The sequence below is a fragment of the Chitiniphilus purpureus genome (assembly GCF_025642115.1).
Classification (GTDB): domain Bacteria; phylum Pseudomonadota; class Gammaproteobacteria; order Burkholderiales; family Chitinibacteraceae; genus Chitiniphilus; species Chitiniphilus purpureus.
Map to the genome: position 1 here is coordinate 1,763,446 of NZ_CP106753.1, position 14,441 is coordinate 1,777,886.

At 63.4% G+C, this 14,441-nt stretch carries 13 protein-coding genes and 1 other RNA gene; 7 read left to right on the forward strand and 7 right to left on the reverse strand.

The genetic code is table 11. The annotated features are described in order from the left end of the window. The first annotated feature begins 310 nt into the window (after positions 1-310). Both N8I74_RS08180 and N8I74_RS08185 read left to right on the forward strand, forming a co-directional pair. Positions 311-1,327: a hypothetical protein gene (locus N8I74_RS08180; RefSeq protein WP_263126400.1), complete on the forward strand. Its 1,017-nt coding sequence runs from the start codon at positions 311-313 to the stop codon at positions 1,325-1,327. A 37-nt stretch (positions 1,328-1,364) separates the two neighbouring features. Next, positions 1,365-2,195: a hypothetical protein gene (locus N8I74_RS08185; protein ID WP_263126401.1), complete on the forward strand. Its 831-nt coding sequence runs from the start codon at positions 1,365-1,367 to the stop codon at positions 2,193-2,195. 337 nt (positions 2,196-2,532) lie between these two features. Here the strand turns inward: N8I74_RS08185 and ssrA are convergent. Together ssrA and N8I74_RS08195 are read right to left on the reverse strand one after the other, a co-directional pair. Next, positions 2,533-2,899, reverse strand: a transfer-messenger RNA (tmRNA) gene (gene ssrA, locus N8I74_RS08190). A gap of 76 nt (positions 2,900-2,975) precedes the next feature. After that, positions 2,976-3,494 carry an acyl-CoA thioesterase gene (locus N8I74_RS08195; protein WP_263126403.1) on the reverse strand — a complete coding sequence of 173 codons (519 nt, stop codon included), beginning with the start codon at positions 3,492-3,494 and terminating at the stop codon, positions 2,976-2,978. An 80-nt stretch (positions 3,495-3,574) separates the two neighbouring features. Between N8I74_RS08195 and acuI the strand changes: the two genes are divergently transcribed. Continuing rightward, complete coding sequence (acuI, locus tag N8I74_RS08200; RefSeq protein WP_263126404.1) at positions 3,575-4,558, forward strand: acrylyl-CoA reductase (NADPH); 984 nt, start codon at positions 3,575-3,577, stop codon at positions 4,556-4,558. Between the two features lie 48 nt (positions 4,559-4,606). On the opposite strand, the gene N8I74_RS08205 is transcribed toward acuI, so the two are convergent. From N8I74_RS08205 to N8I74_RS08215, 3 genes are read right to left on the reverse strand one after another with little or no spacing between them, the layout of a single operon-like run. Next, positions 4,607-5,260: an HAD family hydrolase gene (locus N8I74_RS08205; RefSeq protein ID WP_263126405.1), complete on the reverse strand. Its 654-nt coding sequence runs from the start codon at positions 5,258-5,260 to the stop codon at positions 4,607-4,609. Between the two features lie 4 nt (positions 5,261-5,264). Further along, positions 5,265-5,975 carry a bifunctional 2-polyprenyl-6-hydroxyphenol methylase/3-demethylubiquinol 3-O-methyltransferase UbiG gene (gene ubiG / locus N8I74_RS08210; protein WP_263126406.1) on the reverse strand — a complete coding sequence of 237 codons (711 nt, stop codon included), beginning with the start codon at positions 5,973-5,975 and terminating at the stop codon, positions 5,265-5,267. 10 nt (positions 5,976-5,985) lie between these two features. Beyond that, positions 5,986-7,284 carry a TRZ/ATZ family hydrolase gene (locus N8I74_RS08215; RefSeq protein ID WP_263126407.1) on the reverse strand — a complete coding sequence of 433 codons (1,299 nt, stop codon included), beginning with the start codon at positions 7,282-7,284 and terminating at the stop codon, positions 5,986-5,988. Between the two features lie 743 nt (positions 7,285-8,027). On the opposite strand from N8I74_RS08215, the gene N8I74_RS08220 reads away from it, so the two are divergent. After that, positions 8,028-9,017: a Gfo/Idh/MocA family protein gene (locus tag N8I74_RS08220; protein WP_263126408.1), complete on the forward strand. Its 990-nt coding sequence runs from the start codon at positions 8,028-8,030 to the stop codon at positions 9,015-9,017. Between the two features lie 340 nt (positions 9,018-9,357). Here N8I74_RS08220 and N8I74_RS08225 read toward each other — a convergent pair whose 3' ends face one another. Together N8I74_RS08225 and N8I74_RS08230 are read right to left on the reverse strand one after the other, a co-directional pair. Beyond that, a complete protein-coding gene (locus N8I74_RS08225) occupies positions 9,358-10,962 on the reverse strand; it encodes a methyl-accepting chemotaxis protein (protein ID WP_263126409.1) in 1,605 nt (534 codons plus the stop codon). A gap of 278 nt (positions 10,963-11,240) precedes the next feature. Continuing rightward, a complete protein-coding gene (locus N8I74_RS08230) occupies positions 11,241-11,858 on the reverse strand; it encodes a LysE/ArgO family amino acid transporter (protein WP_263126410.1) in 618 nt (205 codons plus the stop codon). 176 nt (positions 11,859-12,034) lie between these two features. On the opposite strand from N8I74_RS08230, the gene N8I74_RS08235 reads away from it, so the two are divergent. Genes N8I74_RS08235 through N8I74_RS08245 form a run of 3 tightly spaced genes read left to right on the forward strand, consistent with a single transcriptional unit; the run spans position 12,035 to position 14,437 of the window. Beyond that, positions 12,035-12,580 carry a GbsR/MarR family transcriptional regulator gene (locus N8I74_RS08235; RefSeq protein ID WP_263126411.1) on the forward strand — a complete coding sequence of 182 codons (546 nt, stop codon included), beginning with the start codon at positions 12,035-12,037 and terminating at the stop codon, positions 12,578-12,580. A gap of 2 nt (positions 12,581-12,582) precedes the next feature. Next, the gene (locus N8I74_RS08240; RefSeq protein WP_263126412.1) at positions 12,583-12,810 is read left to right on the forward strand and encodes a hypothetical protein; all 228 of its coding nucleotides are present in this window, start codon (positions 12,583-12,585) and stop codon (positions 12,808-12,810) included. A 31-nt stretch (positions 12,811-12,841) separates the two neighbouring features. Then, on the forward strand, positions 12,842-14,437 hold the full coding sequence (locus N8I74_RS08245; protein ID WP_263126413.1) for a cytochrome ubiquinol oxidase subunit I: 1,596 nt from the start codon (positions 12,842-12,844) through the stop codon (positions 14,435-14,437). Positions 14,438-14,441 lie beyond the last annotated feature (4 nt).

Below are 14,441 nucleotides of genomic sequence, written 5' to 3' on the forward strand. Positions count from 1 at the left end.
AAGAAATCAATATTTCCTTACGTGTAACGTTCCACTTCCGACAATAGGAAGTTTTATTTCCGTTGAACGGCAATGTATGTTTCATCTGCACGTAATAATATGTCCTTCACAGCGCTCGGCAACCGCAGATTTTTGTTAAGTCAACCACGTGAAAGTAGATTTTGCTGCCTTTGCCTAGCCACGACAATGGTGCTATCTGACGGAAGCGACAGCGTGTTCGTCCGCTGTACAACCCGCTGAGCCCATCTCGGGCAATAGAGCGCATCCATGGGAGAGTGGACATCGTGGAACCTGAAAGCCTGAGGTAAACGTGAGAGTCATTGCTTGGGAGAAAATTGTCGATGGCAGTGCAATTCAAGGGGTCGCGTCACTGCCTACGCGCCTGCAGTCGCTGATTCGCAGAGACAAGATCGTGTTTGTACTCGTGCTGGCCCTGCTGATCAGCATCCCTGTCGCGGTTTATTCGATACTGCTTTTTGACCCGCACGAACTAAGTTATTCCATCGAAGCCCTGGTGGTCGGCGCCGTGATTGGAGCCGTCGCATGCTGGAGCATCCTGATCTATTTCTATGGACGGGTCACTGAGGTCTCCCGCTTGTCCGAAGAGATCACTTCACTCGAGGCTCTCCATCAGCTTCGCCAGCATGAACTCAGCCATCCTGAGGTACGCCTGTATCTTGATGAGGTGAGGCAGGTCGGCAGACGAGTCCTGATGGCTGAAAAGGTGGCCATTGAAGATCTGGTGATTGAGAAGTGGAATCGAGATGCCATCGAGTCCAACTATGCGCATTTTCGGAGGTGCGCAGGGGAGGCAGCAGCAACTGGCAACTCGAAGGACGACGACTGCCTCGAGTGCATGCGACTCGCGGCTCAGGTCGCCCAGAAGGCGGGCCGCGCCTGCTACGAAAAAGCAGCGCTGTCGGTGGGAGCCCGCTATCGCGCCGCGTTCGGCGATCTTGATAATCGAGTGCAGATGACTTGGATTCTGCAGGCGGCCGCTGCTTCGGCTGGCAAGTTTCTGCAAAACGCGGAAGAGCCCGTGATTGCAAGGACGAAAAGCCGATTTGCCCAGTTTGAGTGTGCGATCAACGTGCCGCGAGCCAACGCATGGTTCGTATCCGTGCGCCGCGAAGCGGCCTATCAAGTCGAGCAATACCGATCATTGTCACATCACAAGACACCCTCCGATTGGTACTGGCTGGTCTCTGTCCTATCGGGCAAGTTGCTGATGGCCCAACTGGCCGGTGATCAAGGCAAGGCAGAGCGCTACGCGATCAGTGCAGCTGCCGCTCTTTTGAATTGGTTCCGAAGCATCACCGAGACCTAGTCGCATCACTAAACACATCGGCGAATGGAGCAAGGGGATGGACGATACTGGGATGATCGATTCACGCTCGGGCAAGCCTATTGAACTGGAAGAGGTCCAAGCGCTGCTGCGTGCACGGTATACAGCGCCGGCATGGCTCTTAGTCATGGAGCCAGTACATGCAGGGGATGCTGGCCAAAAGGCTCCCGATGTCATGGCGATGCGCATGTCCCGGGGCATGGATATCTGGGAATTCCAGATCGAAGTGGACCGTTGTTCATGGCTCAAAGCGCGCCGTCGGCCGACTCGGGCAGGTAGCCTGTCCACCTTTTGTGACCGTCGATGGATTGTTGCACCCGCTGGAGTCGTGCAGGAGGGAGAACTGCCCTCAGAGTGCGGCCTGCTGGAAGTCGTCGCTGATGGCTTGGTCATCGCAAGGAAGGCGCCCTTGCTGCCAGCCAAGCAGCTGACCAAAGCGTTCATGGCACGCATGCTCTTTCTGGCTGGCACAGCGAAGCAAGAGATGATCGATGCCGCAGCTCGAGCCGCTGTTGCTGATGCGTTGGAGCATGGGAAAGCACAGCTTGATCGCGATATTGCAGTTCATACTTCCCGCTACCGGGAGCTTTTGGCCGAACTTACCGTCATCCGGGAGCTTACTGGTCTTGAGATTGGCGGTAGCGCCAAGTGGCGTCCCACTGCGGAAGTTGCGGCGATTATCAGGATGGCGGTGACAACGGACATCTTCTCAGCACACAACGGCATCAGTGCCATTCTGCGCGATGCAGCGCGGCTGCAAGCCCGCCTCGCTGAAAGTACCGAGGCACTAAGGGAGGGCGTTGCACAGCTACGACCTTTTCTTGCTCAAAGGCAATTGTCTTCACGATGACTACGTTCGAAGGCATCGCGAGAAAATGCCAAGCAGGTGCATGAATGTGCCGCACCAACATCCTGCCGCAAGGCAGTTTTTGGGACGCAGCCTCGGTCGCGTTCGCCTAGCAAGCGAAGAAGCAAACCGATGGGCAGCAAACCCGCAGAAATACACGACTGCTGCTCTTGAATGCTCAAGAGGACAGCAGAGAACAGAGAGATAAAAACGGCGGAAAGTGCGCCTGAGGCGGTGGCTTTTTGAGGGTTGTGCTCAAGAGGCCGAGGTCGAGTTCCACGCCACCACTGGCGTTTCGGGCAAAAAAATCCCAACCGATCAGGGTTGGGATTTTGGTAAATGGTGGAGCCGGCGGGAGTCGAACCCGCGTCCGAAAGCCCTCCACGAAGAGTTCTACATGCTTAGTCAGGCTGATTTGACTGCTTTAACCGGCAGCACGCCAACCGACGGGCTTGCTACCAGCGAGCCACCTTGGATTTAACACCAGCCCAAGTAGCCCGGGCCGATGCGATCTGATGTGAATGACTCTGCTGCGGGTTGCCCCGCCTCACCCATCAGCAAGTGAGTGCAGAGTCTGGCGGCAATTAAGCGGCCAGAGCGTAAGTTTCGTCGTTTGCGACTAAATGAATACAGCGTTTAACGGGAAATCTGCGATCCCGGCATGCCCTCATCCGCTTTGCAACCCCCGTCGAAACCATGGCGGCCCCAGATGATTTCCGGATTGTACACCCACGGTGGCGGGCTTGGCGACCTTGGGTTGCCTGAGCGGCGCGGGTGCGGTGTTCACGATTGCTCGGCGGTGGCTTCGGCCCAGGTGGTCACCCATTGCGGCAATGGTGGCGAAGGTTCGTCGTGTCCGGCGAGCGCCATCAGTTCGGCGGTGGGCACCGAGCCGCCGCTGCGCCGCAGGAAGCGGGCGCGGATGACGGCGGAGGCGACGATTTCGCCGCTGCGCACAAAGTGTTGTTCCAGAAAGATGGATTTGGCATCCCAGCCCAGCACACGGGTGACGATCTTCACCTTTTGCATCAGTGTCAGTGCGCGGCGGAATTGCATGGTTTCCATGGTCACCACTGGAAACCAGCCGGCCGCCTTGATCCTGGAAAGCAGGCCGGCCCGGATCATCAGGTCGGTGCGCGCCAGATCCAGCAGTGTGAAGTAGCGCCCGTTGTTCATATGGCGGTAGATGTCCAGGTCGTTCGGCCAGACCCGCATCGGTGTCTCGCATGGGCCCAGCAGATCGCAGGCCGGGCGCAGCCGTGCCGTGAGCAAAAGCCAAAGCAGGCGCAGGTATAGATTCATGGCAGTCGTCAGAAGAAGAGGCAGGCGTTATCGTTAGCGTTGCGGATGGGGAGCGTCAATGCGTGAAAACGGAGAACGCCATGTTTAAAGCGATCCTGTTGCGTCGGGAAGAAGGCTGTTTCGAGGTCCGGGTGGCCGAGCTGGACGAAGTGGCCCTGCCCGAGGGCGATGTGCTGGTGCAGGTGCATTACTCCACGCTCAACTACAAGGATGCGCTGGCGATCACCGATCGTGCGCCTGTCGTGTGCGATTGGCCGATGGTGCCGGGGATCGATGGCGCAGGCGAGGTGTTGTCCTCGGCCCATCCAGATTTTGCGCCGGGCGACTGGGTGGTGGTCAACGGCTGGGGCGTGGGTGAGGGGCACTGGGGATGCCTTGCGCAGAAGGCCCGGCTGAAAGGCGAGTGGCTGGTGAAGCTGCCCCAGGGGTTTACGCCGCGCCAGGCGATGGCGGTAGGAACAGCCGGCTACACTGCGATGCTGTGCGTCAGGGCATTGGAGCGGCACGGTGTGACGCCGCAAAGCGGTCCGGTGCTGGTCACCGGCGCGACCGGGGGCGTAGGCTCGGTGGCAGTGATGGTGCTGGCCCGGCTGGGCTACGAGGTCGCTGCGCTGACCGGCAAGGCGGACGCCGGCGCCTATCTGCAGATACTGGGCGCGCGGGAGGTGCTGGAACGGGCGGAGTTCGCCAATCCGGGCAAGCCGCTGCAAAAGGAGCGCTGGGCTGCAGTGATCGATACCGCGGGCAGCCACACCCTGGTCAATGCCTGCGCGCAGGTGCGGTACGGTGGTGCTGTGGCGGCATGCGGGCTGGCACAGGGGATGGATTTCCCGGCCACGGTGGCGCCATTCATCCTGCGTGGCGTGACGCTGTACGGCATCGACAGCGTGTATGCCGCGCGGCCGTTGCGCGAACAGGCCTGGCAGCGGCTGGCGCGCGATCTGGATGTGGTGGGGCTGGAACAGATCGTCCAGGAGATCCCGCTGGCGCAGGCGGTGCACGCGGCGCAATCCATCATGGCCGGTCAGCATCGCGGCCGCTTCGTGGTGGACGTGCACCGCTGAGCCGCGCCGTGTGAGGCATGGCCCGCGCCGATGCGGGAACGGCAGGGATCAGCTGGGCAGATGCCGCAGCAGCTCCAGCGGGTGTTCGATGGCGACATCCGCACCCCAGGTGTGTGGCAGATCGGTGTGGGCGATGTACCCCCAGTGCGCCAGGGCGGTCTTCATGCCGACGGCGCGGCCGGCAGCGATGTCGCGTTCCGCATCGCCCACGTACCAGCAGCGTTCCGGTGCCACGCCAAGGGCTGCCGCGGCGAAGCGCATCGGCTTCGGGTCGGGCTTGGCCACGCCGACCGTGTCTCCCGAGACCACCACGCCGGGTGCGGCCGGCCATGTCAGGCGCAGGATGAGCGGGTCGGTGAAACGGGCCGGCTTGTTGGTGACGATGCCCCATGGCAGGCCGCGTCCGGCCAGGGCTTCGATCAGCGGGGCGATGCCTTCGAACAACCGGGTGTCTTCGCACAGGTGGTTTTCATAGTGCCCTAGAAACCGTTCGCGCAGCCTGGTGAACCCGGGATCGTCAGGGGTGACGCCGTAACCCAGCCCGATCAGACCACGCGCGCCGTGGCTGGCGAGCGGGCGGATGGCGCTGTAGGGCTGTGGCGGCAGGCCTTCTTCGATCAGCATCCGGTTGAGTGCGGCACCCAGGTCGGCCGCGGTGTCGGCCAGCGTGCCATCCAGGTCGAACAGTACGGCTTGCACCATGCGTCTACTCCGGCCTGCGGCACGCCAGCAGGTAATTCACGTCACTGTCGCCGCCCAGGCGGTAGGTGCGGGCCAGCGGATTGTAGTGCAGCCCGGTGAGGGTCTGCGTCTCAAGGCCGCTTGTGCGCGCCATCCGTGCCAGTTCCGATGGCTTGATGAACCTGGCGTACTCATGGGTGCCGCGCGGCAGCAGGCCCAGCACGTACTCCGCGCCCAGCACCGCCATCAGATAGCTTTTCGGGTTGCGGTTCAGCGTCGAGAAGAACACCCAGCCGCCGGGGCGCACCAGTGCGGCACATGCTGTGACCACACTGGCCGGCGACGGGACGTGTTCCAGCATCTCCAGGCAGGTCACCGCATCGAAACGGCCGGGCGCCTCGCTGGCCAGCGCTTCGACGGCGATCAGTCGATAGTCGACGCGCAGGCCGGATTCCAGCAGGTGCAGCTTGGCGATCTTCAGCGATTTCTCGGCCAGATCGATGCCGGTCACCTGGGCGCCACGCAGTGCCAGCCCCTCGGACAGGATGCCGCCGCCGCAGCCGACGTCCAGCACCTGTTGTCCGGCCAGCGGCAGGTGCTGTTCGATGAAATCGAGCCGCAGCGGGTTGATGTCGTGCAGCGGTTTGAATTCGCTGTCCTTGTCCCACCATTTGTGGGCAAGGGCTGAAAACTTGGCCAATTCCGCCTGATCGGCGTTCAGCACGGGGTCGGTCATATCGGGATACTCATGCGCAAATGCGGCCTTGCCAACGTCGGGCACGCGCCTGTACATCGGCCAGGTCCAGGTGCAGGTAGCGATGGTCGGCGTAGACGGCGCGCCCGGCGATCCATACGTGGCTCACTTGGCTGCGCCCGGCCGAGTAGACGAGCTGCGATACCGGATCGTAGCACGGCTGGGTTGCCACGGCCGACAGGTCCACCGCGATCAGGTCCGCTTCCTTGCCCACTTCGAGGCTGCCGATCCGCTCTTCCCAGCCGAGTGCCCGCGCGCCATTGAGTGTGGCCATTTCCAGCGCCTGCCATGCCGGCAGCGCCTGCGCATCGCCACTGTGGCCCTTGGCCAGCAGTGCGGCCAGGCGCATTTCGGCGAACAGATCCAGCTTGTTGTTGCTGGCCGCGCCATCGGTGCCGATGCCGACGTTGATCCCGGCGGCCAACTGATCGGCGATGCGCGCGAAACCCGAGGCCAGCTTGAGATTGGAGGACGGGTTGTGCGCCACATGCACGCCGTGGCGTGCCAGCAGTGCCAACTCCTCGTCGGTGGTGTGCACCATATGGGCGGCCACCAGGTTGCTGCCGAGCAATCCCAGTCCGGCGAGCCGCTCCAGCGGGCGCACGCCATGTTCCTTCAGGCTGCCCGCGATTTCGTCCTCGGTTTCATGGATATGGCAATGGATGCCGATCAGCAGCTCGTCGGCCAGCGTGATCACGCGGCGGAAGGTGGCATCGCTCACGGTGTAGGGCGCATGCGGCGCCAGGGTGAAGCCGAGCAACGCCTCGCCGCGGAATTCGTCGATCGCGTCGAGCGCGCGGCGCAGATAGCCATCGGCATCCGCGGCATAGGCGGTGGGGAACTCCAGGATCGAGCAGCCGACCACCATCCGGAAATCGCCCGCGAGTGCGGCCCTGGCCACCGCGCCGTGGTGGAAATACATGTCGTTGGCACAGGTGGTGCCACCGGCGATCATTTCGGCGATGGCGAGCAAGGTGCCGTCGAAGACGAATTCATCCGAGACATGGCGCGCCTCGGCCGGCCAGATGTGCTGACCGAGCCAGTCCATCAGTGCGAGATCGTCGGCGTAGCCGCGCAGCAGCGTCATCGCCGAATGCGCGTGCAGATTGACAAGCCCCGGCAGCAGCGCGTGCTCGGGCAGATGCAGCACCTTGGCATCCGGGTAGCGCGCCAGCGCGGTGGTGGCAGGCAACAGATCGACGATGCGTGATCCGTCGACGACAAGTGCATGCTCCGTGAGCACGGCACGGGGTTGGACGGGAATCAGCCAGCGGGGAAGCAACAGCTGCATGGATGTGCTCGGCAACAGGACGGGATTGTTTTACAAAAGCACAAAAGCAAAAAGCCGACCAATCGGTCGGCTTTTCGGATTCGCGATGCCGGCTTAGTGGGCAGCGGAAGCAGCGGAAGCAGCGGGTGCCGAAGCAGCGGCAGCCGGAGCGGAAGCGACAGGCGCTTCGACCGGTGCGGAAGCGACCGGAGCGGAAGCTTCAACCGGGGCGGAGGCTTCAGCCGGAACTTCGTCCTTCTTGCCGCAGGCGGACAGGGCAACGGCGAGCAGAGCGGCAACGAGCAGAGATTGTTTCATTTTGATTGACCTTTCAGGTTAAGGGTACGAAGTGATTCAATCGATGATTGCCGTGCAACCTTTCGGTTTAAGACGCCATCGACAACTCGGGGCGAATTCTAGCGACAATTGCGGGGCAATCCAAACAGTGGCTGGCTACGTCGTGTAACAGTCTGCAACCTGTGCATCGGCGCGGGTTTGGCGGGTGCGGCACGGAGCCCGGTCATTGCAAAGACAATTGATTTGATTGGCAATATTCGATTTGACAACGCATTAATGCGGGAAGCCGCTGAATTGCCGTGGCGCGAAATGGCGGGGTACTGTCGCGCTGCGGTTACAAAAAAACATCGGCGCTTGCCTTGGCGAGGACGCGACAAGGCGGGGCAAGCCTGCAGGCATGCTGTCGCGTCACAATGAGGGGGCAGGCAAACAGTCCGGAAACGGCTTTCAAGGAGGATGATCAGCTGATGCAACCCACCATAAGGCTTGGTCTGATCGGTTGCGGTGTGGCCGCGCGCGAACTGCATTGGCCGGCGCTGCTGCAGGTGCGCGACGTGCTGCAACTCGTGGCGGTATGCAACCGCACCCCGGAAAAGGCCCAGGCATTGGCGAGCCTGGCAGGCGGGATAGACTGGTATCGCGATTGGGAGGCGCTCATTGCCCGGGACGATATCGCGGCGGTCGATATCGTGTTGCCCGCCACGCTCAACCTGGCCGCCACCCGTGCGGCGCTGGCGGCAGACAAGCATGTGCTGGTCGAGAAACCGCTGGCCGCGACGCTGGAGGAAGCCCAGGCGATGCGGGCGCTGGCGCGGGCCCATCCGGGCAAGGTGCTGTTGGTGGCCGAGAACTTCCGCTATGCCTGGTTCCTGCAGCGCCTGCGGCAATGGCTGGCCAGCGGCGAGGTCGGCCGGCCCTATGCACTGCATTGGCATGCATTCAGCCATATGACGCCGGACAACCGCTATATCGCCAGTGGCTGGCGCGGCAGCGAAGCGTTTCCAGGCGGGTTGTTGCTGGATGCCGGCGTACATTACATCGCCGTGGTCCGGGCATTGCTCGGGGAGATCACCGCGGCGCAGCTCGATGCGGTGCAGGTCAACCCGGCGTTGGGCCGCTACGATGGCGGCTGCCTGCATTTCGAAACCGCCGACGGCGCGCATGGCTCGCTCAATCTTTATTTTTCGGTGCCTGGGCACAATGAATGGCGGCTGGTGCTGCTGGCCGAGCGGGGAACGGCGCAGTACGACGGCCGCACGTTGACGCTGCATCACGCGGATGGGCGGGTGGTCAGCGAAACCCGGCCGGATGACGACGGCTATGCCGCCGAACTCAGGGCATTTGCCGAAGCGATCGCGCGCGGCGCGGGTGGGTCCGATTTCGACGAGGCGTGGCGCGATATGCGCGTGATCGGCGAAACGATGGCGCAGCCGGGCCGGCGGGTGCTGCTGGACTGACGCGTCCGCGTCGCGCCAGGCGTCGCTGGCGAGCGGTGCCCGGCCCCGATGCGCTCACCGGTCGTACGCCCGATACTGCCAGCCACCCAGGGAGTCGATGCATCGCCGTCCACGAGGCCGCAGGCTGCCTGCCCGCATCGCTTCGCCCGGTTTGTCCCGCGGCTTGCAGCAGGCGCCATCGGCCGAGGGCGGCCGGCGTTGCATGAAATAGTGCGTCCCGTGCATCCGGGGGACCGGGCCGACTGCGCCGGCGCCCCGGTCGACTGCATATGGTCCGCGCAAGGGCGGGCAAGGGCGCCAAGCGCGGTTCCGGCTTGGCAAATTGGGAAGGACCGCCGGTTCAGATCCGATAGCGGCCGACTGTCTGCTCCATGTCATGCGCCAGCTGCTGCAGCCGTTCCGCCGAATGCAGCGTGGTGCCGGCCACGGCGCTGTTCTCTTCGGACATGTTGGCAATCCGTTCGACCACCTGCGAGATATTGGTGCTGGCCACGCTTTGTTCCTGGATGGCCGCAGTGATGTCCGCAACGCGCGCGACCACTTCGCCGGCGCTACCGCGGATGCTGCGGATCGCCTCGCCGGCCGCGCGTGCTTCACGCACGCCTTCCTCCACCTGCACCACCACGTTCTGCATCCGTGCCACCGCCGAATTGGCGCCGTCCTGGATCGATACGATGGTGGCCGAGATCTCCTGGGTGGACTGCGAGGTGCGCTCGGCCAGCTTGCGCACTTCGTCGGCCACCACGGCGAACCCGCGTCCCTGTTCGCCGGCGCGTGCCGCTTCGATGGCGGCGTTGAGCGCCAGCAGGTTGGTCTGGTCGGCGATTTCCTTGATCACGTTGACCACGGCCGAAACGTTGGCGCTCTTGGCCTGCAGTTGACCCATCTCGTCGGCGGCGTCACGTACGGTATTGGAGATGCCATCGATCTTGGCCACAGTGGCCTCGATCACCGCGCCGCCATCACGGGCGAGTTGGCCGGACTGGCGCGACAGGTGATCGGCCTCGCCCGAGCGGTCGGCCACGTGGTTGATGCTGACGGTCACTTCCTCCACCGTGGCAGCCATGTTGGACGCGGCGTCGCTGGCCTGGCTCGCGGTCTGCGAGAGCTGGTTGGCCGTCTGCGAGAGCTGGTTGGCCGAGCCGGAGACTTCGCCGATCTTGCCGCGCAGATCGCGCAGACTTTGCTGCAGCCGATCAAGCAGGCCGTTGAAGGCGGTCAGTGTCATGCCGATCTCGTCGTGCCCGGTGACAGTGACGCGCCGGGTGAAGTCAAGCGACTGGCCGATCTCGGTCACGGTCTGATGCATCTGGGCCAGCGGCCGTTGGATGGCACGCATCAGCAGGGTGCCGACCACGCACAGCAGCAGCACGGCCACCACGATCAGCAGGGTGAACTGGGTCTTGGCCTGGCGCTGCTCGGCATCGGCCTCTGCGCTGTAGCGCTGGGCGATCGCCAGGTTGTAGTCGACCAGCTTTTGCAGCGCGCCCTCGGCGGCAATGGCCGTCTCGCGGGCCTTGACCAATGACGCGGCCACATCGCCGAAATCCTCCGCCTGCGCGATGACATCGGCCGAGGCCCGGTGGAAGTCCGCCATCCGCGGCAGTACCGCGTCGTACAGCTGCCGGGCCTGCGGTGTGGCGATGGTCTTGGCGTAGCTCTGCATGTGCGTATCGATCAACTGACGCTGGCTTTTCAGGTGGGCAATCAGTTTCGTGCGCAGATCGGCGTCGAAGCTCGAGCCGGCCTGGTAGAGCAGCAGCTGCTGCACCTTGTAGGCGTTGTTGATGCGGTAGATGCTTTCCAGCCCTGCCACCGCTTCACCGCTGAGGTGCTCGACCTTGTTCTGCACGCTGTTGAACTTGAGGAAACCCACTGCGCCGACAAGTACCAGCGAAAACACGGCGATCCCGATCAGTAGCAATAGTCTGTGGCTGATCTTCATTGGCGTGGGCTCCTTTCAGGCTGATTTGCTTATTGGCGCCTTTGCTGGCGTGTCTGCTACTTTATCTTACATTAGCGTCTGCTGATACTAGGGAATTTGCCGTAGCTGGCGTGGTGACGGCAGGCATGGCTTTCCTGTTGCTGACTCAATCACAACGCTGGTGTTTTCATCACGGTGTTTGCCTTCAGCGTAGCTCAACGATCTCGCTTTGCGATGACGCTGCCATGACGGCGGTGGATGGCGGGTTGAAGGTCGGATGCGTCGGCGATGGAGGGCCGTCAGAGTGTGTTGCGCAGCAGCGAAGCCGCGATCGCAAACATCATCACTGCGATCAGCAGGTCGAACACCCGCCAGGCGCCGGGACGCTTGAACAGCGGTGTGAGGCAGCTGGCGGCGAGCGCGAGCGAGAAGAACCAGATGAACGAGAAGCCGACCGCCCCCAGCAGGAACCAGGGTCGCGCCGCTGCGGGCTGCTGCGCGCCGATGCCGCCGACCAGGACCACGGTATCGAGCAGCGCATGCGGGTTGAGCATCGAAAACCCCAGCGCGGCAAGCACGACCGCGCCGGGGCGGGCAAGGCCCTGCTGCGTGGTGACGGTGAGGGCGCCCGGGTGCAATGCCTTGCGCAGCGCGGCAAGGCCATACCACAGCACGAACGCGGCACCACCGAGCGCCATCCAGTATTGCAGCTGCGGGTAGCGTGCCAGCAGTGCGCCCATGCCGGCCACACCGGCGCTCATCAGTACCAGATCACAGACGGAGCAGGTCAGCGCGGTCAGCAGGCGCTGCTGGCGGGCAATGCCTTGTCGCAATACGAAGGCGTTCTGCGCGCCGATGGCCATGATCAGGCTGGCTGTCAGGGCGGCACCCTGGAAGATGCTGGCAAGGGCCGGCATGGTGGAAATCCTCGGAACAGCGTACCGCGATGCTAACGCGAAACCGGGCAGGGTGAGCGCCGCGGTGCCGCGTCAACGGGCGCTTGCGCACTGACGGTTCCGGCGGTGCTGGGTGTTGAGCTGGGTCAAGGTTCGTTCTATAATTTCAAAAATTTCTGAAATTACACAAATCAAAAATGGAACTCACACCACTGACCGAACGCTTCATCCTGCACTTCGGCGAGATGGGCAGCCGCTGGGGCATCAACCGCACCGTGGGACAGATCTATGCGCTGCTGTTCGTCTCCCCGCGCCCGCTCAATGCCGACGAGATCGCCGAAACGCTGGGCTTCTCGCGTTCCAATGTCAGCATGGGCATGAAGGAGCTGATGAGCTGGCGGCTGGCCCGGCTGATCCATCAGAGCGGCGACCGGCGCGACTACTTCGAGGCGCCCAAGGACATCTGGGAGATCTTCCGTACGCTGGCCGAGGAAAAGCGCAAGCGTGAGATCGAGCCGACGCTGTCGATGCTGCGCGATGCAATGCTGGAAGTGCCGCAGACCGAGGCTGAGCGCCATGCGCAGGACCGCATGCGCGAGATGCACGAGCTGATCGAAATGGCCACCGTCTGGTTCGACGAGGTGCAACGCCTCTCGCCCGAGACACTGGAGAGCCTGATGCGGCTCGGCGCCAAGGTGCAGAAGGTGCTGAGCCTGACCGAGCGGTTGCGCGGCAAGGAATAGCGATGCCGCAGCGCAAGGGCCGGGGCATGCCGCTATGGCTTGAGATCGTGCTGGTGCTCGTGCTCAAGGCGGCGCTGTTGGCGGGGGCCAGGACCCTGTGGTTCTCCGACCCGTTGACCCGGACCCGCCAGATGACGGTGCCGCAGGCGCGCATCGGCCAGCAGTTGCTGGGCACCCGCGAAGCCGGGGCCCCGGTTCACCCACCCCCTCCCGGGCCGGCGCCTCGCTGACGGTCACGCGGAGCATCATCGGAGACACAGCATGCTACCCGCTCTTGAAGTGGTGGAATTGTCACGCCTGCAGTTCGGCTTGACGGCGATGTTCCACTTCCTGTTCGTGCCCCTCACGCTGGGCTTGTCCTGGATCCTGGTGATCTGCGAGTCGGTCTATGTGATGACCGGGCAGGCCGTCTACAAGGACATGACGCGCTTCTGGGGCAAGCTGTTCGGCATCAACTTCGCCATGGGCGTCACCACCGGGATGACGCTGGAGTTCCAGTTCGGCACCAACTGGGCGTACTACGCGCATTACGTCGGTGACATCTTCGGCGTGCCGCTGGCGATCGAAGGCTTGATGGCGTTCTTCCTCGAGTCCACCTTCGTCGGCCTGTTCTTCTTCGGCTGGGAGCGGTTGTCGCGCGTGCAGCATCTGTGCGTCACCTTCCTGGTGGCGTTGGGCTCCAACCTGTCGGCGCTGTGGATCCTGATCGCCAACGGCTGGATGCAGAATCCGGTAGGGGCCGAGTTCAACTACCAGACCATGCGCATGGAGCTGACCGACATCGGCGCGGTGATCTTCAATCCGGTGGCCCAGGTCAAGTTCGTGCACACGCTGGCGGCGGGCTACGTGGCCGCGGCGATGTTCGTGCTCGGTGTGTCCGCCTGGTATCTGTTGAAGGCGCGCGACACCGGCTTCGCGTTGCGCTCGTTCGCCGTGGCCGCGGGCTTCGGGCTGGCTTCGGTGTGCTCGGTCATCGTGCTGGGCGACGAATCGGGTTATGCCACCGGCGAAGTGCAGAAGGTCAAGCTCGCCGCGATCGAAGCCGAATGGGAAACACACCCGGCGCCGGCCGCGCTGACGCTGTTCGGCCTGCCCAATCAGGCGGCGGAGCGCACCGACTACGCGATCCGCATTCCCTACGTGCTCGGCCTGATCGCCACCCGTTCGACCGACCAGGAGGTCACCGGGATCAAGGATCTCAAGCGCGACCATGCCGAGCGCGTGCGCAGCGGCATGCTGGCATACGCGGCGCTGGCGCAGCTGCGCGCCGGCAACGACAGTGCCGCCGTCAGGCAGCAGTTCGAGCGCCACCGGGCCGACCTGGGCTATGGCCTGCTGCTCAAGCGCTACACGCCCAACGTCGTCGATGCCACCCCGGCGCAGATCGAGGCTGCCGCCGCCGACACCATCCCGCGGGTGGCTCCGCTGTTCTGGAGCTTCCGGCTGATGGTGGCGCTCGGCATCCTGTTCCTGTTCATCTTTGCTGCCTCGTTCTGGTTCCTTGCCCGGCGCAATCTCGCGCCGCAGCGCTGGCTGCTCAGGCTGGCGGTGGTCTCGATCCCGCTGCCGTGGGTGGCCATCATGGCCGGCTGGTTCGTGGCCGAGTACGGGCGCCAGCCGTGGACCATCTCGGGCGTGTTGCCCACCTTCCTGTCCGCCTCGGCGGTCGACGCCGGACAGGTGTGGTTCAGCCTGATCGGGCTGATAGCCATCTACCTGGCCCTGTTCGCGATCGAGATGTTCCTGATGCTCAAGTACATCCGCCTGGGGCCCTCCAGCCTGCACACCGGGCGCTATTTCCACGAAACCGACCGGCGCGACGGCGATGCACTTGCCGCCCAGGCCGGCGCAGGCTGAAGGA

What these genes read in the sequence shown, in the direction of transcription:
- ubiG (WP_263126406.1), bottom strand. Translation starts at nt 5,975, where the DNA reads ATGACCGACCCCGTGCTGAACGCCGATCAGGCGGAATTGGCCAAGTTT.
- N8I74_RS08215 (WP_263126407.1), bottom strand. Translation starts at nt 7,284, where the DNA reads ATGCAGCTGTTGCTTCCCCGCTGGCTGATTCCCGTCCAACCCCGTGCC.
- N8I74_RS08185 (WP_263126401.1), top strand. Translation starts at nt 1,365, where the DNA reads ATGGACGATACTGGGATGATCGATTCACGCTCGGGCAAGCCTATTGAA.
- acuI (WP_263126404.1), top strand. Translation starts at nt 3,575, where the DNA reads ATGTTTAAAGCGATCCTGTTGCGTCGGGAAGAAGGCTGTTTCGAGGTC.
- N8I74_RS08220 (WP_263126408.1), top strand. Translation starts at nt 8,028, where the DNA reads ATGCAACCCACCATAAGGCTTGGTCTGATCGGTTGCGGTGTGGCCGCG.
- N8I74_RS08230 (WP_263126410.1), bottom strand. Translation starts at nt 11,858, where the DNA reads ATGCCGGCCCTTGCCAGCATCTTCCAGGGTGCCGCCCTGACAGCCAGC.
- N8I74_RS08240 (WP_263126412.1), top strand. Translation starts at nt 12,583, where the DNA reads ATGCCGCAGCGCAAGGGCCGGGGCATGCCGCTATGGCTTGAGATCGTG.
- N8I74_RS08225 (WP_263126409.1), bottom strand. Translation starts at nt 10,962, where the DNA reads ATGAAGATCAGCCACAGACTATTGCTACTGATCGGGATCGCCGTGTTT.
- N8I74_RS08235 (WP_263126411.1), top strand. Translation starts at nt 12,035, where the DNA reads ATGGAACTCACACCACTGACCGAACGCTTCATCCTGCACTTCGGCGAG.
- N8I74_RS08205 (WP_263126405.1), bottom strand. Translation starts at nt 5,260, where the DNA reads ATGGTGCAAGCCGTACTGTTCGACCTGGATGGCACGCTGGCCGACACC.
- N8I74_RS08195 (WP_263126403.1), bottom strand. Translation starts at nt 3,494, where the DNA reads ATGAATCTATACCTGCGCCTGCTTTGGCTTTTGCTCACGGCACGGCTG.
- N8I74_RS08245 (WP_263126413.1), top strand. Translation starts at nt 12,842, where the DNA reads ATGCTACCCGCTCTTGAAGTGGTGGAATTGTCACGCCTGCAGTTCGGC.